Source organism: Carnobacterium divergens (assembly GCF_900258435.1).
Lineage (GTDB): Bacteria > Bacillota > Bacilli > Lactobacillales > Carnobacteriaceae > Carnobacterium > Carnobacterium divergens_A.
In genome coordinates this window covers 2380203-2401930 of record NZ_LT992558.1, presented here as the reverse complement: position 1 = coordinate 2401930, position 21728 = coordinate 2380203, and the positions used below count along the sequence as shown (strand labels likewise).

General features: G+C 35.0%; 19 protein-coding genes. 13 read left to right on the top strand and 6 right to left on the bottom strand.

Annotated elements, in window-relative coordinates; translation table 11 throughout:
* Positions 1–54 precede the first annotated feature (54 nt).
* Together CDIMF43_RS12085 and CDIMF43_RS12080 are read left to right on the top strand one after the other, a co-directional pair.
* Positions 55–1224 (top strand): acetyl-CoA C-acetyltransferase, encoded by a 1170-nt coding sequence (locus tag CDIMF43_RS12085; protein ID WP_109842143.1) that lies wholly within the window; start codon positions 55–57, stop codon positions 1222–1224.
* A gap of 24 nt (positions 1225–1248) precedes the next feature.
* Entirely contained in the window at positions 1249–2526 is a 1278-nt protein-coding gene (locus CDIMF43_RS12080; RefSeq protein WP_109842142.1) for a hydroxymethylglutaryl-CoA reductase, degradative, read from the top strand.
* A gap of 37 nt (positions 2527–2563) precedes the next feature.
* On the opposite strand, the gene CDIMF43_RS12075 is transcribed toward CDIMF43_RS12080, so the two are convergent.
* Complete coding sequence (locus tag CDIMF43_RS12075) at positions 2564–3442, bottom strand: helix-turn-helix domain-containing protein (protein WP_034568434.1); 879 nt, start codon at positions 3440–3442, stop codon at positions 2564–2566.
* 1337 nt (positions 3443–4779) lie between these two features.
* On the opposite strand from CDIMF43_RS12075, the gene CDIMF43_RS12070 reads away from it, so the two are divergent.
* From CDIMF43_RS12070 to CDIMF43_RS12055, 4 genes are all read left to right on the top strand, one after another.
* The gene (locus CDIMF43_RS12070) at positions 4780–6225 is read left to right on the top strand and encodes a glycoside hydrolase family 1 protein (protein ID WP_074401706.1); all 1446 of its coding nucleotides are present in this window, start codon (positions 4780–4782) and stop codon (positions 6223–6225) included.
* Positions 6226–6348: 123 nt separating this feature from the next.
* The gene (locus CDIMF43_RS12065; RefSeq protein ID WP_074401707.1) at positions 6349–6684 is read left to right on the top strand and encodes a hypothetical protein; all 336 of its coding nucleotides are present in this window, start codon (positions 6349–6351) and stop codon (positions 6682–6684) included.
* The gene (locus tag CDIMF43_RS12060; RefSeq protein WP_233218324.1) at positions 6665–7165 is read left to right on the top strand and encodes a DUF4064 domain-containing protein; all 501 of its coding nucleotides are present in this window, start codon (positions 6665–6667) and stop codon (positions 7163–7165) included. Before CDIMF43_RS12065 ends, CDIMF43_RS12060 begins: the two co-directional genes overlap by 20 nt.
* Positions 7166–7338: 173 nt before the next feature.
* A complete protein-coding gene (locus tag CDIMF43_RS12055; RefSeq protein ID WP_162532947.1) occupies positions 7339–8103 on the top strand; it encodes an EAL domain-containing protein in 765 nt (254 codons plus the stop codon).
* A gap of 21 nt (positions 8104–8124) precedes the next feature.
* On the opposite strand, the gene CDIMF43_RS12050 is transcribed toward CDIMF43_RS12055, so the two are convergent.
* The 3 genes from CDIMF43_RS12050 to CDIMF43_RS12040 are packed head-to-tail and all read right to left on the bottom strand — an operon-like array spanning position 8125 to position 10496.
* Positions 8125–9210 (bottom strand): hypothetical protein, encoded by a 1086-nt coding sequence (locus tag CDIMF43_RS12050; RefSeq protein WP_109842140.1) that lies wholly within the window; start codon positions 9208–9210, stop codon positions 8125–8127.
* Positions 9211–10110 carry an ATP-binding cassette domain-containing protein gene (locus CDIMF43_RS12045; protein ID WP_074401710.1) on the bottom strand — a complete coding sequence of 300 codons (900 nt, stop codon included), beginning with the start codon at positions 10108–10110 and terminating at the stop codon, positions 9211–9213. It abuts the gene before it with no gap.
* 5 nt (positions 10111–10115) lie between these two features.
* Complete coding sequence (locus CDIMF43_RS12040) at positions 10116–10496, bottom strand: GntR family transcriptional regulator (protein ID WP_109842139.1); 381 nt, start codon at positions 10494–10496, stop codon at positions 10116–10118.
* A 143-nt stretch (positions 10497–10639) separates the two neighbouring features.
* On the opposite strand from CDIMF43_RS12040, the gene CDIMF43_RS12035 reads away from it, so the two are divergent.
* The 5 genes from CDIMF43_RS12035 to CDIMF43_RS12015 all read left to right on the top strand — a co-directional run bounded on the left by CDIMF43_RS12035 (position 10640) and on the right by CDIMF43_RS12015 (position 16281).
* On the top strand, positions 10640–11818 hold the full coding sequence (locus CDIMF43_RS12035) for a serine hydrolase domain-containing protein (RefSeq protein WP_109842138.1): 1179 nt from the start codon (positions 10640–10642) through the stop codon (positions 11816–11818).
* A 200-nt stretch (positions 11819–12018) separates the two neighbouring features.
* Complete coding sequence (locus CDIMF43_RS12030) at positions 12019–12546, top strand: Rrf2 family transcriptional regulator (RefSeq protein ID WP_074401713.1); 528 nt, start codon at positions 12019–12021, stop codon at positions 12544–12546.
* Positions 12527–15337 carry a YhgE/Pip domain-containing protein gene (locus tag CDIMF43_RS12025; protein WP_109842137.1) on the top strand — a complete coding sequence of 937 codons (2811 nt, stop codon included), beginning with the start codon at positions 12527–12529 and terminating at the stop codon, positions 15335–15337. The genes CDIMF43_RS12030 and CDIMF43_RS12025 overlap by 20 nt, the downstream gene beginning before the upstream one ends.
* 83 nt (positions 15338–15420) lie before the next feature.
* A complete protein-coding gene (locus CDIMF43_RS12020) occupies positions 15421–15810 on the top strand; it encodes a VOC family protein (RefSeq protein ID WP_109842136.1) in 390 nt (129 codons plus the stop codon).
* Positions 15811–15822: 12 nt separating this feature from the next.
* Complete coding sequence (locus tag CDIMF43_RS12015; protein WP_074401716.1) at positions 15823–16281, top strand: GNAT family N-acetyltransferase; 459 nt, start codon at positions 15823–15825, stop codon at positions 16279–16281.
* A gap of 34 nt (positions 16282–16315) precedes the next feature.
* Here CDIMF43_RS12015 and CDIMF43_RS12010 read toward each other — a convergent pair whose 3' ends face one another.
* Positions 16316–16708: a DUF4828 domain-containing protein gene (locus CDIMF43_RS12010; protein ID WP_034568452.1), complete on the bottom strand. Its 393-nt coding sequence runs from the start codon at positions 16706–16708 to the stop codon at positions 16316–16318.
* A 294-nt stretch (positions 16709–17002) separates the two neighbouring features.
* Between CDIMF43_RS12010 and CDIMF43_RS12005 the strand changes: the two genes are divergently transcribed.
* Positions 17003–18352 carry an aspartate kinase gene (locus tag CDIMF43_RS12005; RefSeq protein WP_109842135.1) on the top strand — a complete coding sequence of 450 codons (1350 nt, stop codon included), beginning with the start codon at positions 17003–17005 and terminating at the stop codon, positions 18350–18352.
* Between the two features lie 44 nt (positions 18353–18396).
* Here CDIMF43_RS12005 and CDIMF43_RS12000 read toward each other — a convergent pair whose 3' ends face one another.
* Entirely contained in the window at positions 18397–20274 is a 1878-nt protein-coding gene (locus CDIMF43_RS12000; RefSeq protein ID WP_109842134.1) for a heavy metal translocating P-type ATPase, read from the bottom strand.
* 373 nt (positions 20275–20647) lie between these two features.
* Between CDIMF43_RS12000 and CDIMF43_RS11995 the strand changes: the two genes are divergently transcribed.
* Entirely contained in the window at positions 20648–21715 is a 1068-nt protein-coding gene (locus tag CDIMF43_RS11995; protein ID WP_109842133.1) for a DUF871 domain-containing protein, read from the top strand.
* Positions 21716–21728 lie beyond the last annotated feature (13 nt).

Here is a 21728-nt window from a genome sequence, read left to right as displayed (position 1 = left end):
TTTGACTATCAATAATGGTATAATAAAGGCAAAATGTTTTCAAAGGAGAGGGCTATGAAAGAAGTTGTAATTGTAAGTGCGGTTCGAACACCAATTGGAAGATTCGGTGGTAGCTTAAAAGATAGCTCAGCTGTTGAACTAGGTAAAATTGTGGTGGAAAATGCATTAAAGAGAGCCAATATAGAAACATCAGATATTCAACAAGTTATTTTTGGAAATGTATTACAAGCAGGGCTAGGACAAAATCCCGCTAGACAAATTGCAATTCATGCAGGGATTCCTTTTGAAGTTCCTGCAATGACGATTAATGAAGTGTGCGGTTCCGGTTTAAAAGCTGTGATGTTAGGCAGACAAGCAATTCAACTTGGCGAAGCAGAAGTCGTTGTGGTTGGCGGAACTGAAAACATGTCACAGGCACCCTTTTTAATGGAGAATCATCGCTTTGGTCACAAATTTGGCAACGATCAAGTGGTTGACAGTATGATTAATGATGGATTATCTGACGCCTTTGGTCAGTACCACATGGGAATTACTGCAGAAAATGTAGCTGAACAATTTCAAGTTAGCCGTAAGGAACAAGATGCTTTTGCTTATCACTCACAAATGAAAGCTAAACAAGCAGAAGAACAAGGTTTCTTTCAAGAAGAAATAGTTCCCGTTTTACTAAAAAATGGCACTTTAATGGAAAAAGATGAAACGATTCGTTATGATACATCAATGGAAAAATTAGAACGTTTGAAGCCCGCCTTTAAAAAAGACGGCACCGTCACAGCTGGAAATGCTTCTGGAATCAATGACGGTGCTTCGGCATTAGTGTTAATGTCCAAAGAACGAGCAGAAGCGAAAGGAATTCCTTATTTAGCAACCATCAAAGCAACCGCTGAAATTGGAATTGATCCTGCGATTATGGGATACGCTCCCTATTATGCAGTCAAAGAAGCTGTTAAAAAAAGCGACTATAGCTTATCAGAAATTGATTTATTCCAATTGAATGAAGCATTCGCCTCACAATCAGTAGCTGTTGTAAAAGATTTAAAAATTGATCCAGCAAAAACCAATATATACGGTGGAGCAATCGCCTTAGGGCACCCCATTGGCGCGTCAGGTGCGCGAGTATTGACGACCTTATTATACGAATTGAAACAAACGAAGCAACAAACGGGTGTGGCATCATTATGTATTGGTGGCGGATTAGGCGTTGCCATGGTTGTTGAACGTCACTAAACTAGTTGAAAGAGGGGAATTGAAATGGATTCAACTATTTCAAAATTTTATCAAAAAAGTCGCCAAGAGCGCATTAAGCTGTTAGCTGAAAAGGGATTTTTAACTGAAAATGGCGAACAATTATTTATGGAAGAGCAGCTACTAGATGCAACAATTGCAGACAATATGATTGAAAATCAACTAAGCCAATTTCCATTGCCAATAGGTGTGGCGTTAAATTTTTTAGTTGATCAAAAAGATGTGATTGTGCCGATGGTGACGGAAGAACCTTCTGTAATTGCAGCCAGCAGCAATGGCGCAAAAATGATTCGAAGTGGCGGTGGATTTACCACTGAAATTCATGAGCGCGCGATGATTGGACAATTGATTTTTAAAGACGTGCTAGATATCGAAGCTGCTGCAAAAATGATTCGAGATAAAGAACAAGAAATTATTGAAATCGCGTCCTGTGCCCATCCTTCTATTGTGAAGCGAGGTGGTGGCGTAAAGCGTGTTGAGACAAGAATCATTAAAAATGAAGCGTTGGAGCCTGAATACTTAACGGTGCATCTAATTGTAGATGTTCAAGAAGCGATGGGAGCCAATACAATCAATACAATTTTAGAAGCAACAGTTGAACCGATTTCCAATTGGATTAAAGGAAGTACCTTGATGCAAATCCTAAGCAACTATGGAGATGCTTCATTGGTGACCGCTAAATGTGAGATACCAGTAACCGGACTAGCAACTGGAGAATACAGCGGAGCAGAAGTTGCTAAACGGATTTCAGAAGCAACTTATTATGCTCAGTTGGATCCTTACCGAGCAGCTACTCATAATAAAGGCATCATGAATGGAATTGACGCAGTAGTAATGGCGTCAGGGAATGACACAAGAGCCATTGAAGCAGGAGCCCATGCCTATGCGAGTCGAACAGGGCGTTATAAAGGAATGTCTAATTGGTTTATGAATGAAGCGGGAAATTTAGCAGGAGAATTGACCCTGCCCATGCCGGTAGGAACCGTTGGTGGCGCTATTAGTGTCTTGCCACTTGTGAAAGCAAATCAAGAATTGCTGCAAATTCATCAGGCGACAGAGCTAGCAAGTATTATTGTTTCAGTTGGATTAGCGCAAAATTTAGCCGCATTAAAAGCGTTAGTAACAGAAGGAATCCAAAGAGGGCATATGTCACTACAAGCAAAGGCACTGGCAATCCACGCAGGCGCAACTGGTGATGAAATCGAACAAGTAGTAGCAGAATTACGGAAAGCACCTCAAATGAACCTAGCTACTGCACAAGCTATTTTAAAAAAAATAAACTAAAGAAAAAAACCTTCTCAAAGTTGAGAAGGTTTTTTCTTTAGAATTTGTAAGGTGTTAATTTATATTGTTTGATATCTTCTTTAATGCCAGTAACAATATTGTCATTGCCATTCATAATCGCACAAGCCATTGCTAAGAAGTAGAATTCTTCTGCTTCTTTTTTATTGCCTTTTTTCAATAAGTTAAAGCCTTTTTCATAGTACAAGAAATCAAGCATGTAGTATGATTTGTCTTTTTGCAACAAGTCAATTCCGATGTCAGATAAACTAATAGCTTTATCGTAGATTTCAATTTTTGAATAGAATTTAGCTGCATTGTAATAAATTTTCAATAATTTAGTAAAGTTATCTGCTTCAACTTTGTTTAATTCTTGAATATCATCAATTGATTTATCGAAATAAACTTTAGCTTTTTTGATGTCATTTTTTGAATCATAAGCAATCCCAATTGAATTTGTAACTAAAACATCCACAAAATCAAGATTAGAAGAACGTTCTAAGATTAATTCTAAATTAAAGTAATGCAAAGCTTCTTCAAACTCGTTAAAACCAATTAAGCGAGTGATTCCAACATAGTAGTAATAAAGTTTTTTATCGTGAATATTATCTAGTTCATCTTCGTTGATGCTACTTACTAATAAATCATAAGCTTCTTTATGTTGCAATTGATTGCAAAGAGTATCTACTTTTTTAAATAGGTTGTAATTTGTATTTGAATCTCCTTCAACGATACAAACATCGTTGATTTCTGCGCCTAAACGATCACAAATTTTGCTTAAAATATTCATCGTTGGAATATTATTGTGATTCTCAATTTTACTGATAGTAACTTGAGTACAGATGCCTTCTGCTAATTGACTTTGTGTTAATTTTTTTTCGATTCTTAATTTTTTAACTTTATCTCCTAAGATAATCATTATAAAAAATTCCCTTCTATAGTTGATTTTTATTAATAAATGTTATATTATAGAGTTAGTAAAACGAATGTTTTGCTATTTTCTATTTTTATTTTTCCAAAAAGCAAAGATTATTTTTTTTGGGAGGGAGGAATAAATATGTTATTTGAAGAATTAGTGAGTTTAGCAGAAGGTTCAATTTCAACCTACGGCAATATCAGCTATATATAGTTCAATTAACTTTGAATTTATTCCAAAAACTTCTGTGTGTATTATTAACATCGAAGTTTTTTTATTATAATAATCAATTACTGTTCAATATTATAGCATAAACGTTAGCTATTTGTGTTGGAATTTTAATCTTATTATCATTGTGAATCCAACTATTAGATAGAATAATATCCATAAATAATATAATAACTAAAAATGATAAACTACAGAAATGTGAAAAATAGATCAACCTTAGTAAGGGAAGCCTAAAAAAGAAAAACTGATTTATATAAAAAATGAATAATTAAGACCCGTTTAATTATTGGAAATGCTTATTTTAAAACAATCCTATATTTTTTTGTTGAATAAAGTGGGTTTTATTCATTTTTTGTATACATAAAAATAATGATTATCTTTATATATATCTATAATAAAACATGTGAGTGTATTCACTATTTTTCTATTTAGCTTAGTGTAGAATTTGTGAACAAAATGTGTCGTTAAATAAAAGAATAATTAAAAAATAGCGAATATGAATAAAATGAGAGCGAATTTGATGACGTTTTTGATGTTTAATAGCTAGTTTGATTATCAAATTATAACAAATGTAGTTGCGCTCGTTAAAGAAAAAAATGCGTATTCATTTTTTTGTAGAATGAACACATTCTTGTTCCGAAAAAGTTTCTTTCAGAAGAAAAACAGAGAAGGTAATTTAATGGAAAGCTTAGTTTAAGCTGTTTACAAACAATCAGATGAAAGGATGTTCAGAACTTAAGAACAAAAGTGAATGACAAAATATAAAAGTAAAGTATATTGATTTATGCTTGTTTTTTTTTATCTTAACAAGTTGTTAATAAAAAAGGATAAATGGCGTATCAAGGAGTTAGTTGTGCTAAATATTAGATAGAGTTTAAATGAGAATGAAGCGCGGTTGTTCATTTTTTTTTAATAATGATGGAATCAGTAAGAAAGTAGCTTCAATTAAACTAAGCGTATGTAAATGATTGTATGAGTAGTGGGATTATTCCAATGAATCAGAAGGAATTTAACCTTATTTACGTCGAAACAACTATTCGAACTAGCATTTTTTTGAGTAATCATCTATAATTTAAATATAAAAGTATAGTCTAATTTTAGGAGTGATTGGAATGGAGCACAAGGATTTAAACGATTTTCCAACTGATTTTTTATGGGGGAGTGCAAGCGCAGCCTATCAAGTTGAAGGCGCATGGAATAGTGATGGGAAAGGGGAGTCTGTTTGGGATGTTTATGCGAAAGTTCCAGGAGCTACCTTTCAAGATACTAATGGAGACGTTGCAGTGGATCATTACCACCGTTATAAGGAAGACGTCAAGTTAATGGCAGAACAAGGTTTGAAAGCCTACCGTTTTTCGATTGCGTGGAGCAGAATTTTACCAAGTGGAACAGGAGAAATCAATGAAGCAGGATTGGATTTTTACGATCGTTTAATTGATGAACTACTTTCTTACCAAATTACACCGGTCGTGACTTTGTATCATTGGGATATTCCACAAGCTTTAATGGAGCGTTATGGTGGTTGGGAAAGTCGAGAGGTCATTGAAGATTTCAACAATTATGCGGTTATTCTATTTAAGCGATACGGGGATCGAGTAAAACATTGGGTAACCTTAAATGAACAAAATGTTTTTGTGGGACAAGGTTATAAAACGGGAACTCATCCGCCTGCTGTTCGTGATGAAAAACGATTTTACGAAGTCAATCACATAGCTAATGTGGCGAATGCTAAGGTAATCCAATCGTTTAGAGAGTTAGCGATTGAAGATGCATTAATTGGACCAAGTTTTGCTTATACGCCAGTTTATCCAAAATCGCCGAATCCAAAGGATATTTTAGCTGCTGAAAATGCAGAAGAACTATTGTCTCATTTTTGGATGGATGTTTATGCTTGGGGAGAATATCCAAGAGTGGTGATGAATCATTTAGTCAAAGAAGGAATTGCTCCAACTATTTTGCCAGGAGATTTAGAGCTGTTAAAAGCAGCAACGCCTGATTTTATGGGATTAAACTATTATCAAACGGCAACTGTAGAGTACAATCCATTAAATGGAGGCATTGGGGAAGCAAAACCGAATTTTACTGGAAAAAAAGGAAGCAGTAAAGACAGTGGCATTCCAGGTTTATTTAAAACAACTGCAAATCCGTTTACTGAAACAACAGATTGGGATTGGACCATTGACCCAGAAGGACTGCATGTAGCGTTGCGTCGTATTGAAAATCGCTATCAATTGCCAATTTTAATTACTGAAAATGGTTTAGGAGCCTTTGATAAGCTTGAATCAGATGATAAAATCAATGATGAATACCGTATCGATTATTTAAAACGCCATGTAAAAGCTATTCAAGAATCAATTACCGATGGCGTTACAGTATTAGGGTACTGCACATGGAGCTATACAGATTTATTGAGTTGGTTAAATGGATACCAAAAACGTTATGGAATGGTTTATATTGATCGTGACGAGCACGATGAAAAAACGTTACGCCGTATTCCAAAAGAAAGTTATTATTGGTATCAACGCGTGATAGCTTCAAATGGGAAAAATTTAGAATAAGCACTGCTAGGCCTGTTTCTTTGAGGAACAGGTCTTTTTTTTAATGATTTATGGAACAAATAAAAAATGACGGTTCCTTTAAAAAAAGGTATACTAGAACTATAAAAGATAGGGGGAATTAAAATGAGTTCACTGATAGGTGCATATTTCTTTATGTTTCTTGGACTATTTTATATCGCACTAATTGTAGGCATGTTTTTTATGTGGTATTTTATCATCAAAAAAGCAATTGTTAAAGGCATTAATGAATCAAAATTAGTTAAAAATAGTCTAGAGCATGATCGGGAAATTTATTTATTAAAACAAGAATTAAAAGGGTTAAAAACAGCACAACAGCTTACAGATACACCTAAAGAAGAACAAGTTGAAAAGGTAGAGGAAATAAGCATAAAAGAAGAGGTGCCAAAAGAAGAAATTGGAGAAAAAGGAGATCGTGAGTATGATGAATCGTCAAACTGAATATCTATTAACGCTGATAGGAGCTATTCTTAATGCTTTATTTGCTTTTGTAGTGATACTCATTACAGGTTTAGCAGGAATTGGAATGTCCTCTCAAATGAATCAAATGTACGATACGGATTATTATAATACAAGCTATTATGATGGATCTGAGGGAGCCTTTATAGTCGGAATTTTGATTGTAGTAGTCATTTGGTTAGTTGCAACCTCTATCTTTGGTTTTATTGCGGCTTTTAAACTAAAAAAAGGCCGTTTAGGCTGGGGAATAGCGATTTTAGTTCTAGGAGGTCTTTCAATTACCTCCATTCACGGGATTTTGTGGGTGATTGCAGGAATTATGACGTTAACTAGAACGAATAAAATCAATGAAAATCCAGACTTACTGACAGACGATTTGTCTCATTTAAAAAAATTATACGATGAGGGTATGATTACTAAAGATGAATACGAAAAGAAAAAGAATGAATGGCTTAATTTTTAAAAAGACGATCAGAATCGTATGTTGATTCTGATCGTTTTTTAGCTTATTAACGAATAGAGCTAAATAAAAATAGTTCTAAAAAAGTGTAAATAGTTGCGATTATTAGCAGGGTTCTATAATATAATAAGGGTAAAATAAGCTTTAGAATATCATTATTGAAATGAGGAATGACAGTGTGTTCTACAACTACGGATACCGAAATTGTAAAGGGGATTCGAAATCAACAATATCAAGTTTATTTTCAACCTAAAGTGAGTCGTAACCAATTAGAAACAGTGGGTGTCGAAGCGTTAATTAGGTTGAAGGTAGGAAATCGTATTTTAACCCCAAATCTTTTTTTCTCATTTCTAACGGCAGAAGATAGCCGAAAGTTACAAAATTATTTGATTCAAGAAATTGTGATGTTGTTAAATACAAATCCCTTTTTTGAGAAGCGAACGATTGCTGTCAATATTCCATCTAGTGATGTGACAGATGATACTTATATAGAAGGACTTTGCCATTATTTGCAAGCCCATTTACATGCGCCAGAACGTTTAGAGCTTGAAATTGTCGAACGACCAGAGATACAAAATTTAGAGCGAGCCCATCAAAATTTAGTTAAATTAAAAGCTTTAGGAATCAAAATTAGTTTAGATGATTTCGGGCAAGGTTCCTGCTCGTTGCAATATTTACACTCCTTACCGGTTGATTGCTTAAAAATAGATCAAGCATTCATTCGCTCTACAGAATTAAAGGCCATGAAAATTATTGAATCAACAATCAAATTGGCTCACAGTTTGAATTTATCAGTGGTGGCAGAAGGCGTAGAAACACTAACTCAATTAAAACAAGTTCACGAGCTAGGTTGCGATGTATTTCAAGGATATCTATTTGATTGCCCGTTAAGTCTTCGTGAACTAACAACTAAAACTAGAAAAAGCGCAAGGTTCTCTTAAAAGAACCTTGCGCTTTTTTGATTAAATGCCGCTTTTTTTTAAAGATTCTTTCTTATATAGTAGGAACCAAGAAAGCGTTCCACACAAAGCGATACCGAATCCAAAGCAAAGTAAATGATTAAGCCAGAAAAAACGAGTAAGCTGCAGATTGTAAAAATCAGCATACAGCCAGTTGCTTACAAGAATATAAGGAACGTAGACACTAGCAATTACAATAAGTGGTTTTTTTAGCGCTGTAATTAAAATAAATTTTCGGCCATTTTCTAAAGAAAGTTTCTTATAGGAATAGAGTGACAATGCCACGAATCCAATAATTCCCATACTATAAACTAAGTAATACCAAATTGGCAGTTGCTCTATTTGAATTGGTGGGTGTTTAAATAAAGTAAAAAGCCAGAAATCATTTGCAATTGTCGAAAAAAAACCATGGTGATAATAGTCCCATTTATTGAGAAGAGTACGAAAGGTATCCATAAAAAAGCCAATACTAATTGAAAAACCAACACTGACAAAAAACAGAAAGAAAGCATCCCCAATGACGATCGCAAAAAACATCATAATGGAAAAAATAAAAATATAAAATAGGACGCTTAATAATTGGTTAGGGAATAAATCAACGAAGGAGGCATTGAAAAAGGCTGTAGGGATTTTCAAATAAAGCAAGCTCATAAAAAGTATTTTTCCAATGATTAAACTACTAAAAAGAGTAGAAAAGCCAAAAAATAGTTTTGTTAAAAAGAGCTCTTTTTTCGAAAAACGACTAGCAAATAAGAAGTGATCAAAATTTGACATTTTATCAAAAAAGAACAATCCGAAACTTAATAGTGCAACAGCACTCCATAAAATAAGAGTAGGTTCATGAATAAAGGTTGTAAAAATTTTATTTGAAGACTGTCCCATCGTATAAAATAAGGAAAAATCATAATCTTTTATCGTTTCTGAGCCTTCAGATAATTTGATTTGTTCCAGTGTTGATTGATAGTTTTTATTCCATGTAGTCACCTGACTAAGTCCGCTATATAAATAGCTTCCAACTACTGTTGCAAAAAACAAACTCAATAATTTCCAATGGTGCTTCCAAAGTAAGGTGTGCAAATCTTTGTTCATTTAGCATTCCTCCTGATTCATCATTTGGTAATCTGGATCTTTGGTTGATTGACTACGGATAATATCTTCAATCGAAACAGGAAGTCGTTCAAATAAGACAGGTTTCGTTTCTTTAATGTTTTCTTCTAATTCTTGAGGCAGTTCTTCAAATAAGTAAGTTAAAACACGTCCTTCAACAGATAAAAGTGTAGCGTTTTCTCTGATAATAGAAGGAATCTCTTTTGTTACAAAAACAAATTGAACTTTAATAGCAGTTGAACGTAATCTTTCTAAATAAAAATCTTTCACTAAAGAACCTTGTTTTAAGACTAAAATACGATCGGCAATTGATTCTAATTCTTGAAGTTGATGAGAAGCAATTAAAATACTAACCTGAGTGGATGTAGCCTGCTTTAAAATAAAACCTAATGCCCGCTTGCGCTGAATTGTATCTAGTCCATCTAAAGGTTCATCTAAAAAAAGGTAAGTGGCTCCAGTAGCAAAAGCACTAATCAAACGAACCATTGTTTTTGTCCCTTTCGATAATTTTCCATAACGTTCATCTAATGTCAGTTTAATTTTTTTTAATTCTCGTTGAAATAAATCGTGATTAAAACGAGGATAAGCAAGTTGGTAGTAAGCGCTGATTTCTTTTAATTTTAATGAATCAAAATAGGCAATCGAATCTTGTAGTAAAAAAACATGTTCTTTTTGTTCAGTAAAGTGTTCAATTTCCTGACCATCAATTAAAACTGCTCCAGTATCTTTTTGGTAAAGTCCAACCATTGTTTTAAATAAACTTGATTTTCCATTTCCGTTGCGGCCAATCAGCCCCGTGATTTCCCCTGTTTTTAAAGTGAATGTAATAGCGCTTAATGAAAATGAGGGACTAATCTTTTTTGATAAATGTTGGATGTCCATAGGGTCTACTCCTTTTTTAGTTTTTGATAGTTGTCTTCAATCCACTTGGTTAATGTTTCTTTGGGAATTTCCAAGTAGAGTGCTTCTAAACAAAATTCTTCCAATTGTTTTTGAAGTTTTAATTCTAATTCCTTATTTAAGGGAGTTGCTTGTCGTTCCGCTATATACGTTCCTTTGCCTCGTAACGTTTCAATCACGCCTTGACGTTCTAATTCCTGATAAGCTTTACTGATTGTATTTGGATTTACTAAAATAGTTCCAGCCATTTCACGTACAGAAGGAAGCTTATCACCAGGCAATAATACTTTTGCCAAACATTGTTGTTTAATTGCTGATATGATTTGTTCATAGTAAGGATGAGGGCTGCGGGGATCGATTTTAATCATAGTCAGACTCCTTTTGTGCATTCGTTATTTGTATTATGTGTACTATTATAACTAGTACACTTAGTGATGTAAAGAAATTTTAAAAAAATTTAAGTAATGATATAGAAGAATTGAGTTTATAATAGGGGCTAGAGGTGAGGAAAATGCGGAAAATTCTTCTAGTAATGGCATTATTAAGTTTAGTTATTATAGGTGGAGCAGTTCTGGTAACAGCGACAAAAAAAGAGAGTTTCGCCGCAAGCCCTACACATTTAAAGATAGGACGCTACAAGTTGAAAGAAAATGGCTTAGCGCTGGACACGAATGAACCAGAAAAGTTAGCACCAGATCTTGATAACCCAAATAGTGGAGATAAAACCCCTGAGTTAACGAAAAAAATTGAAAACTTGATTCAATCAAAAGAATTTAACGGAACGTTACTCGTCATAAAAAATGGGAAAGTCTTGTTAAACAAAGGCTACGGATATGCGAATAAAGAAACGAATCAATTAAATACTTTTCAATCCCTTTATTATATAGGCTCAATTGAAAAAAGCATTACGGCAACAGCGATTATGAAACTAGTAGACGAAGAGAAAATAAAATTAACCGATCCCATCAAAAAGTATTACCCTACCATTAACGACAACGGCGTCATCACAGTCAAACAATTATTAACCCATACATCAGGAATTGTCGGAATGAAAAAAACAGGGCAACAAGTGACCCACAATGGCGCAGTTCAAGAGGTGTTAGATCAACTAAAAATTGTCAATAACGGCCACTGGCACTATACCGATGATGATTATATTTTATTAGCAGGAATCATTGAACGTGCTTCAGGTACAGATTATAGCACCTACGTGACTAAGAACATTATCGAAAAAGCCAATTTATCCCATACCGGTTTTTACGATAGCTTTGATACGGCCCTCTTTCATACGGTAGCTTACCAAAAAGTAGGAAATCAAGCCTATCAGCCACTTCCTATCACCAAAGGAAGCCTGTCTGAAGAATTTGGAGCTGGAAATATGTACATGACAGCAGGCGATTTAGTTAAATTCAACCAAGCGTTAGTGGATGGGAAATTAATCAGTAAAACAAGTTTAGATCAAATGCAAACGCCAGGATCATCAGAATCTTCCTACGGTTTTGGCATGTACCTTGGAGAAAAAACAAAATATAGCCACGGTGTGCTTGGTGGATATCATAGTTTAATATTGATTTCAAAGGATGGCAACGATGGCGTTGTTGTGATGGCAAATGAAAAAACGCCCTTTGATATTCTTCAAACAGCGGGTGCTATTTTAAAAGAAGCAGACAAAGTAGAAACCATCGATTAAAAAAGAGGTTAAAATCACAAAAAAAAGTGATTTTAACCTCTTTTTTTTATAAATACATAAAAAAATAAAAAAAGTTGATTTAAATGCTTGCAATTTAGTTCAAAAAGGAGTAAATTTATTCATGGATATAGAATATCTCTAATGGATAGAAGATGTATCTGATTAGAGACATTATTTTAAAGCTGAAAAGAGGCGAAATCATGAAGCTGACAAAAGGCTTGGAACAAGCTGTCTGTGTGATTGCGTTATTAGCAACCCAAGATCAAGAGATACCCGTTTCTTCACACATTATCAATTATCGGTTACAAGGCTCACCAACCTATTTGAAAAAATTAATGCGCAAGTTGGTAGTCAATAATCTTGTAACATCAGTATCAGGTATCAATGGTGGATTTTCACTGGCGAAAGCACCTGAAAAAATAACGATATTGGAAATTATTGAAGCGTTAGAAGGACCTGTGATCACGTATCCAAATACAGGTTTAATCAACATGGTATTTCAAGATATGCAGCCTGTTGCCAATCAAGGAGATTTGGTATTAATGGATGTATTTCACGAAGCGGACAAGTATTACTCGGATTATTTAGGGAAGCAGACAGTTGAAGAGTTGATCCAAGAAACGTTAGGTCTTCGTGAAATTCCAGTTTTAAACTGGAACGATTTAGCTGAAAAAAAAGGGTTACTAAGAAAGGTGTTGAAAAACGTCAATGGAAATGATGAAAAATGAATGGAAAAAACTTGCCGGCAATAAATTATTACTAATCTCATTTGTCGTGATTATGTTTATTCCTATCTTATACGCAGGATTCTTCTTGAAATCAGTGTGGGATCCATATGGTAAAACAGGTGAATTACCTGTTGCAGTTGTAAACTTAGATGAATCAGTCGACTATCAAGGGAAAACATTAGATGTCGGGGATCAACTAGTTGAGAATTTAAAGAAAAATGATTTATTAGATTGGCATTTCGTTTCAGAAAAAGCCGCTAAAGAAGGTATTAAAGATCGTAAGTACTATATGGTCGTGACGTTACCAAAGAATTTTTCTAAAAATGCTTCAACACTATTAGACAAAGAACCAAAGAAAATGAATATCACTTATGAAACAAATGGCTCATTAAACTATATCGGTGAAGTTATTGGCGAGACGGCGGCTAAGCAATTAAAAAGCGAAGTTTCAGCTAACGTAACAAAAGCCTATGCAGAATCCATTTTCGGTCAAATTGAAAAAGTTGGAGACGGCTTTACACAAGCGGCAGATGGTTCTAAAAAACTAGATGACGGAACAAAACAATTAACTGATGGAAACAAACAAATCACAGAAAACTTACAAAAATTAGCATCAAGTACCGTAACCTTCAGCGAAGGTGCAGAAAAACTAGAAGTCGGTTTAAATCAATATACAGACGGTGTGGCTCAACTTGATTCAGGAGCAACCAAATTAAATGATGGAATCGGACAATTAGCTTCTAACGTTGGACCCCTTCAAGCAGGTGTCGGTCAATTAAGCGACGGTTCACAAACCTTAGCAAATGGCGTTGGCGCTTATACAGCAGGTGTGGGTCAGTTAGCCGATGGAAGCAATCAATTAGTTGCAAACAATGGCAAATTACAAGCAGGTGTTGCACAATTAAACGGTGGTGTTGATCAACTAGCAAATGGTGTTCAAGAAATGTCTAACAAAATTGACCCCAAAAAACTAGCTGAATTATCTCAATTGATTAAAGTATTGCCTAAATTAAATGATGGTATTGATGAATTGCAAACTCAATTAGCAAATAGTGGAACAATTGATCAATCAAAAATTGAAGAAGATTTAACAACTATTGGAACAAACTTAGGCGGAATTAAAGAAGATTTAACAACTATTGAAACAAACTTAGGTGAAATTAAAGAAGATTTAACAAACAAAGATGGAATTAGAGACGATTTAACAAACTTAGGTAATCAAATCCAAGAAAATCCAACAAAAACAGTAACAGCCATTCAAAAAACAGCAGCTTATCAAAGTTTATCAGATGCTGAAAAACAAGAATTAGATAATGCAGTTAAAACTGAATTAGGTACGCAAGCACAAACGCAAGGAGCAACAGCAACAGCGATTGGTGAAAAAGCAACAGCAATTGGTGGAAAAGCAACAGCAATTGGTGAAAAAGCAACAGCAATTGGTGGAAAAGCAGCAGCAGCAGGGGAAGCTACTCAAGCAACTGGAGCAGATATTCAAACATTAGCAGCAGGCCTAACTGCCCAATTAAGTCAATTAAAAGCAGGGGTCGATAAATTAGCAGCAGTTTCAAATGTAGCTTTACCAGGTGCTACATCTGCAACGCAAGGTTTAATTGATATTAAAACGGCTTTAGATCAACAACTAGCACCAGGTTTAGGTCAAATCCAAAATGGATTAAAAGGTGATACTGGTTTGGTTTCAGGAATCAATGCTTACACAAATGGTGTAGCATCCCTTAAATCAGGAAGCCAACAATTAACAGCAAACTCTAGCGCTCTTAACAGTGGAGCCAACGCTCTAAACGGCGGAATCGGTCAAATTTCTGGTAAATTACCAGACTTAATCAGTGGCGTGACTCAACTAAATGACGGCTCAAGTCAATTAGCACAAGGAACAGCTAAATTAACTGAAAACTCTCCACAATTAAATAGCGGGATTGGTCAATTAGCTGATGGGTCAACACAAATCCAATCAGGCTCAAGCCAATTAGCTGACGGTTCAGGTACATTAGGTACTGGTTTAGGAACCCTAAAAGACGGTACAAAAGAATTATCATCTAAATTAAAAGATGGTGCTAAAGAAGTAAACGGAATTACAGCAACAGATAAAACCTTCGATATGCTTGCGAGTCCAGATAAATTGACTCATAAAGAATACAGCCATGTTGAAAACTACGGTGCAGCTCTTGCTCCATACGTTTTATCATTAGCTTTATATGTTGGAGCGTTAGTCTTCAACTTTATCTTCCCAATCCGTAAAATTTCAATGACAGGTCAATCAAGCTTCTCATGGTGGTTAAGCAAATTCTCAATCGGTTTAGTTGCAGCAGTTGCAATGGCAGTGGTTGAAGCAGGCTTAATCCTAGCATTAGGCTTACATGTTGAGTCTGTAGCACAATTTATGACAATGGCAATCGTAACCTCAATTGCTTACATGTTCTTGATTATGACGTTAGCCATGACATTTGATAACCCAGGACGTTTCATCGGAATGGTCTTATTAATTGTTCAACTTGGTGGAGCTGGTGGTACATTCCCAATTCCATTAACAAATAACTTCTTCAAAGCGATTCACCCATACTTGCCAATGTCTCATTCAATTTATGGATTTAGAGAAGCAATCAGTGGTGGATTAGGACAAGGTGTCTTTGTAAGTAGCGCATTGATCTTGTTGGCAATCTTCGTTGTCTTCAGTGGATTATTATTCCTTTCAATGAACTGGTTACAAAAAAGACATTTAGAGGATGTCTCACAACTTGATGACAATCAAAAATTACAAGCTTTAGAAGACTAAACTTGAAACAAGATAAAACCTAAATGGTTTTATCTTGTTTTTTTGTTATACTAAAAAGAAATGGGGCTAAAAGGAGGAATCAAATGTTACATCATCTTGATTTATACGTCAAAGATTTGCCGAAGCAAACAGCCTTTTGGAGCCAATTTTTAAAAGCCTTAGGGTATCAAGAATACCAAAATTGGGCTACGGGGATCAGCTGGAAAAAAGAAAACTTTTATTTTGTGATTTCAATTGGAGAGCGTAAAATGATTGAAACGCCTTACGTAAAAGGTGGGATCGGTTTGAACCATGTCGCATTTGCAACTGAAACAAAAAAACAAGTAGATACTTTAAGAAAACAGATACCGTCCTTTGGTGGAACGCTTTTGTACGATGATGAGTATCCATTTGCAGGCGGGCCTCATCACTATGCCTTGTATTTCCAAGATCCAGAAGGAATGAAGATGGAATTGGTCGCTATTGAAAGTTGAAGGGAGAATAAAATGAAGTATGTATCGATTAGAGAGAATCCGGCGTATGCGGAGAAAGCCATTTGCTACTTTCAAGAAAAGTGGGGAAGTGAAGAGACGAATTTGTTGTACGAAGACTGCATTACCTCTTGTCTCACATCACCATCAAAGTTGCCACAATGGTATTTATTGCTAAAAGACGAGACGATTGTAGGGTGTGCAGGATTGATTCCAAATGATTTTATTAGTCGGATGGACTTATATCCATGGCTCTGCGGGCTATATATTGAAGAAGAATTTCGTGGAAATAACTATGGAGAATGGTTGATTGAGTATGTTAAGACTGAAACTAAAAAATTAGGGTTTGAAACATTGTATTTATGTACAGACCATACCTCTTACTATGAAAAGTATCAATTTGACTATGTAGGAGTAGGTTACCATCCTTGGGGCGAAAGTAGCCGTATTTACCAAACGAAACTTGTAGAATAAAAAGAAGCGCTACTCTAGAACAGAGAGGCGCTTTTTAACTTTCATTTTCTATTTGGTTAGCGACAACACGTTGAAGCGCGTAAATTTTTTCTTCGGCATCGTCATAAAGATCTAGCGTATCGTTGCTTGTTAAAGTAAAAATAAGTTGATAGCCATAGTGATCTTCAAAAATAAGTTTAGAACTACTTTGTTTTAATAAATGCCCTTCAATGGGGAGGTTATTTAAAAAGAATTCCATTTTGGGTGAAATCTCTAAAATTGTTTCGGTTGACTGATTGATAAAATGACCTTTCCAAGATCCGATAAATTTAGATTTAGTTGAAAGCGTAGGAGCTTGAACTTTTTGATTTTTTAAAAAGAATGAGCCGGTAATTCCTGCAAGCATAGATAAACCAAGAATAACTTGTAAATGTTTCTTTTTTGCCATGATGTCACCTTCCCGTTACAAAGATAAGTACCTCTTTCTATTATAATCTAATTGATGAGAAAATAGAAGTTATCTAATGAATATTATTATAATAAAACGAAGAGGGACTATCGTTTTCTTTTTATTTTTTTGTTAAAAATTGAATGGAAAACTACTATTTTTTGAATATCGTGATCAATTTTCGATAAAATACTAAAAAAGTGGATTTTAATGCAAAAAAAGATTGATTCTTTCGTAAAAAAGAGGGAAAATGATAAGTATGTTAAAAAAAAATGAGAAAAAGGATGTGACGCAATGAAAGTGATTAAATTCGGCGGGAGTTCTTTAGCTTCGGCAACCCAATTAAAAAAAGTATTTCAGATTGTAAAAGAGGATTCGCAACGTAAGGTGGTTGTCGTATCTGCTCCAGGTAAACGCTCAAAAGCTGATGACAAAGTAACGGATTTATTAATTGATTGCGGCACAAAAGCACTTTTGAATGAAGCCTATCAACCTGTTTTAGTCAAAATAATCTCGCGTTATGAAGAAATGGCGGTTGATTTGAACTTAGATTTAGCAATTATTGATGAAATTAAAAGGGATTTAGAAACACTTGCATTAGGGGATAAATCTCAGCCAGACTATTTTTTAGATGCTTTTAAGGCAAGCGGAGAGAACAATAACGCAAAATTAATTGCAGCCTACTTCAACCATGAAGGGCTTGAAGCTACCTATGTAAATCCGATGGAAGCCGGTTTATTTGTCACAGATGAGCCAGGAAATGCACAAGTGCTTCCAGAATCCTATGAGCGTTTGTATGAATTAAGAAAGCAAGCAGGTGTTTTAATTGTTCCGGGTTTTTTTGGCTATACAAAAGAAGGCAAATTAATTACATTTTCCCGTGGCGGTTCAGATATCACGGGGGCTATTTTAGCCAATGGACTGCAAGCAGAGCTCTACGAAAATTTTACCGATGTAGACGCAATTTATGCAGCAAATCCTAATGTCGTAGACAAACCTCAAGAAATTGAGACACTAACGTATAAAGAAATGCGTGAACTTTCTTACGCTGGATTTTCCGTGTTTCACGACGAAGCTCTTTACCCAGCTTTTAAGGCGGGCGTACCGGTTCAAATTAAAAACACGAATAACCCACATGCAGTTGGAACTAGAATTGCCACCACACGAGAAAAAAGCTCAGGAGCTGTCGTTGGAATTGCCAGCTCACCAGGATTTAGCAGTATTTATATTGAAAAATATTTGATGAATAGAGAAATTGGTTTTGGACGAAAAATGCTCGAAATTCTTGAAGATGCCGGTTTAAGCTATGAACACACTCCTTCTGGCATTGATGATTTGACAGTAATTCTTCGTAGCAATCAGCTTTCAGAAAGTCAGGAAAATGAGTTGTTAAATCGATTAAAAGAAGATTTACATGCTGATAAAGTTGTGATTCAACATAACTTAGCCTTAATGATGGTTGTGGGAGAAGAGATGCGCTGTAATGTAGGAACGATGGCAAAAGCATCAGAGGCATTAGCGGAACATGGAATCAATATTGAAATGATCAATCAAGGGTCTTCAGAAGTCAGCATGATGTTTGGCGTTCAAGAAGTAGATGAAGACAAGGCACTAAAAGCACTTTACCAAGCATTTTTCAACTAGAAAAACGACCGACAGATAAAAAATTCTTTTATCTGTCGGTCGTTTTATGCTTTTAACGTTTTTAACAGGCGGAGTCCATTTAAAATAACCAAAATGGTACTTCCTTCATGTCCTACAACTCCAAGTGGCAAATTAATCATTTGGAATAAATTGGATAAAATTAATAAGGAGATAACAGAAATTGAAAAAATCATATTTTGCAACGTAACTTTTTTTAGTTTTTCAGAAAGCTGATAACTATAAGTCAATTTATCCAGTTGATTTTTCATGAGTACAACGTCAGCCACATCCATTGCAATATCTGTACCATTTCCCATGGCAATTCCAATTGAAGCATTTGCCAAAGCAGGGGCGTCATTGATGCCATCGCCTACCATACCAATCGTTCCATAGTGTTCCTTAAGTTCTTTGATGATGGCAGTTTTATCTTCTGGTAAGCAATTCGCCTTAATTTCATCAATTCCCAATTCTGTTCCAATCGTTTTTCCAGTCTGCTCATTATCACCAGTCAACATAACGGTGTGAATACCTTGCTTTTTAAAGAAGGCAATCATCTCTTTTGCATCTGCTTTTGCTACATCAAGAAGTCCAATATAGCCTACGATTTGATGGTCGCAACTAATATACGTAACGGTTTTTCCTTCTAACTGCAAAGCTTCGGCTGTTGATAAAAAAGGTCGATTGAGATTTTGCTCATTAAAAATAAACTCTTTTTTCCCAATTCGCCACAATTGATTATAAGCAACACACTCTAGACCGTGTCCAGTAATATCTTTAACAACGATACCCTCTAAAGTCTCAGTCGTTTGATCGTTGAATTTTGTTACAATGGCTTTTGCTAATGGATGAGTAGACGTTTTTTCAAGAGCCACACAAACATTTAAGAGCTTTTGAGTGTCTATTTGTTCATCAAAAAAGGAATCTGTTACAACAGGAATGCCTTTTGTTAAGGTTCCGGTTTTATCAAAGGCAATCGCTTTTAGTTGGCTAAAATTTTCTAAATACGCGCCTCCTTTAAATAAAATCCCGCGTTTTGCACCATTTGAAATGGCTGCTAGGGTAGCGGGTGTTGCGGATGCAACTAAAGCACAAGGTGACGCAACAACTAATAGCACCATGCCGCGATAAAAAGATTCGTTCCAACCCCATTGGAAAATAAAATAGAAGACCGCAATCATAATCGGCACAAAAATCAAAACAATTTTTACATAGATATTTTCAATGCGTTCAATCATTGTAGCTGTTTTTGAAGGGGTGTTCTGAGCTTCGTTTACTAATCGAATAATTTTAGCAAAAAGAGTGTCGTCTGCAATTTTAGTGACATTCATTGTCAGCGCATCATTTAAATTAATCGTTCCGCCAAACAATTCAGCGCCAGTGTCTTTAGAGACCGGAATAGGCTCACCAGTAATGGCTGCTTCATCAATTAAAGCATTGTCCGTCTTTAATAGACCATCAATTGGAATACTGCCTCCTTTTGGTACAAATAAGGTATCGCCAATTGTTAACTCATTAATAGAAACCTCCAGAAATGAACCATCGGGTTGGACTTTAAGGGCGGTTTCTGGCTGCATGTGCATTAAACTGGCAATGGCCTTTGAACTTTTTTCAGTTGCGTATTCTTCTAGCGAACCGCTTAATGAAAAAATAAAGATCAATAAAGCCCCTTCCATCCAATAACCAATAATCGACGCACCGATGGCAGCCAAGACCATTAAAATATCAACATTTAAGTGTTTGTTGACCCAAGTATCTTGAATGCCTTCTACAGCTTGTTTAAATCCTCCAATGACAAATGAAGTTAGAAAAATAATGATGGCAGTAGTTTCGAAATGATTTAGTTTGAATAGCCATCCTACTAAAATAAGAATCCCGCTAAGGATAGTCGCAGTCATGGCTTTGTTGTTCTTAATAAAAGTCATTAAAAATTCCTCCTAAACTATTTTTTGATAAACCAAGCATACCAAAATCAAAAACTAAATGATAATCATTCTAATTAGTTGATAGTGATAATTACTATCAATGTCTATATTTAAGACAAAAGATTATCTCTTAATGAGAACGGATATCAATTAAGTGAGAGGAAGAGTCTATTTTAGATAAATGTAATGAAATTAAATTTCATTTAGTTGTGGTTTCTAACTTATTTTAAAATACTGGAACTAACAAAAATTCTTATTTTAATAGATTTTATTTATTTTTAATGAAATAAAGTTTCATGAATAGCTTGAAATTTTATTTCAAAAGAGTTATGATAAGTTCAAGTAAGAAAAAGATTTTTTAAGGAGGGAGAATATGTTAGGTATTTCCATCTTTTTAGGTGAAGAGTTGACAGAGGAAACAGAGCAGTATCTTTATAAAATGAATGAAAGCGGATTCTCTGGAATCTTCTCATCTCTTCATATTCCAGAAGACAATGTCAGCCATTATCGTAAGCGCTTAGCAAAACTAAGTTCGTTCGCTAAAAAACTGAACATGGAGTTAATGGTGGATATTTCTGGTGAAGCCTTAACGAAGATCGGCTTATCCTTTGATCGACCAACTGAAATTTTAGCAACTGGTATTACAGGGTTACGAATGGATTATGCAATCTCCAATAAAACCATCGCAGCTGTTAGCAATCATTTAAAAGTAGCTCTTAACGCGAGTACCATTAGTGAACAAGACGTTCGTGAATTAAGGGAATTTGGAGCAAATTTTGAAAATATGGAAGCTTGGCACAACTATTATCCACGACCAGAAACAGGCTTAGACATGCCGACATTTCTTGAAAAGAATAACTGGCTAAAAAATTTGGGTTTTAGGATAATGGCTTTTGTACCCGGTGATGGAAAATTAAGAGGGCCACTCTTTCAACAGTTGCCAACTTTAGAAGATCATCGTTTTAAGCATCCGCTAGCATGTAGCATTGAATTGACTAAAACAGGATCGGTAGATGATATTTATATTGGAGATCCTTCCATAATAGATGAAACAAGAGAACAGTTTAAAGCCTACTATCAAGAACAGGTGCTTATTTTAAAGTATACGCAAGTGAGCCGCAATCCCATTTATTTAGATTTAATTACTGGAAATCATTGGAACCGAATGGATCCAGCTAGAGACGTTCTACGAAGTGCAGAAGCACGATTTAAGCCAAGAGTAGAGATCAAACCAGAAGAAAATCTTCAACTCCGCTCAAAAGGAAGTATCACAATTGATAACGAATTATATGGGCGCTATATGGGAGAGATTCAAATTACCAAACTAGATTTAAAAGCAGACGAAAAAGTGAATACGATTGCAAAAGTTGTAGAGACTGATTTAGATTTAATCGATTGGTGTCTTGCAGGTCAGCAATTTAAACTAAAACCAATGAATTGAAAGTAGGAAATAA

Excerpts from the sequence above, each read along its gene's own strand:
- CDIMF43_RS12080 (WP_109842142.1), top strand. The coding sequence starts at position 1,249 with ATGGATTCAACTATTTCAAAATTTTATCAAAAAAGTCGCCAAGAGCGC.
- CDIMF43_RS12040 (WP_109842139.1), bottom strand. The coding sequence starts at position 10,496 with ATGATTAAAATCGATCCCCGCAGCCCTCATCCTTACTATGAACAAATC.
- CDIMF43_RS12015 (WP_074401716.1), top strand. The coding sequence starts at position 15,823 with ATGAAGTATGTATCGATTAGAGAGAATCCGGCGTATGCGGAGAAAGCC.
- CDIMF43_RS12060 (WP_233218324.1), top strand. The coding sequence starts at position 6,665 with ATGATGAATCGTCAAACTGAATATCTATTAACGCTGATAGGAGCTATT.
- CDIMF43_RS12010 (WP_034568452.1), bottom strand. The coding sequence starts at position 16,708 with ATGGCAAAAAAGAAACATTTACAAGTTATTCTTGGTTTATCTATGCTT.
- CDIMF43_RS12065 (WP_074401707.1), top strand. The coding sequence starts at position 6,349 with ATGAGTTCACTGATAGGTGCATATTTCTTTATGTTTCTTGGACTATTT.
- CDIMF43_RS12030 (WP_074401713.1), top strand. The coding sequence starts at position 12,019 with ATGAAGCTGACAAAAGGCTTGGAACAAGCTGTCTGTGTGATTGCGTTA.
- CDIMF43_RS12050 (WP_109842140.1), bottom strand. The coding sequence starts at position 9,210 with ATGAACAAAGATTTGCACACCTTACTTTGGAAGCACCATTGGAAATTA.
- CDIMF43_RS12020 (WP_109842136.1), top strand. The coding sequence starts at position 15,421 with ATGTTACATCATCTTGATTTATACGTCAAAGATTTGCCGAAGCAAACA.
- CDIMF43_RS12035 (WP_109842138.1), top strand. The coding sequence starts at position 10,640 with ATGCGGAAAATTCTTCTAGTAATGGCATTATTAAGTTTAGTTATTATA.
- CDIMF43_RS12070 (WP_074401706.1), top strand. The coding sequence starts at position 4,780 with ATGGAGCACAAGGATTTAAACGATTTTCCAACTGATTTTTTATGGGGG.
- CDIMF43_RS12000 (WP_109842134.1), bottom strand. The coding sequence starts at position 20,274 with ATGACTTTTATTAAGAACAACAAAGCCATGACTGCGACTATCCTTAGC.
- CDIMF43_RS12075 (WP_034568434.1), bottom strand. The coding sequence starts at position 3,442 with ATGATTATCTTAGGAGATAAAGTTAAAAAATTAAGAATCGAAAAAAAA.
- CDIMF43_RS12085 (WP_109842143.1), top strand. The coding sequence starts at position 55 with ATGAAAGAAGTTGTAATTGTAAGTGCGGTTCGAACACCAATTGGAAGA.
- CDIMF43_RS12045 (WP_074401710.1), bottom strand. The coding sequence starts at position 10,110 with ATGGACATCCAACATTTATCAAAAAAGATTAGTCCCTCATTTTCATTA.
- CDIMF43_RS12005 (WP_109842135.1), top strand. The coding sequence starts at position 17,003 with ATGAAAGTGATTAAATTCGGCGGGAGTTCTTTAGCTTCGGCAACCCAA.
- CDIMF43_RS11995 (WP_109842133.1), top strand. The coding sequence starts at position 20,648 with ATGTTAGGTATTTCCATCTTTTTAGGTGAAGAGTTGACAGAGGAAACA.
- CDIMF43_RS12025 (WP_109842137.1), top strand. The coding sequence starts at position 12,527 with ATGGAAATGATGAAAAATGAATGGAAAAAACTTGCCGGCAATAAATTA.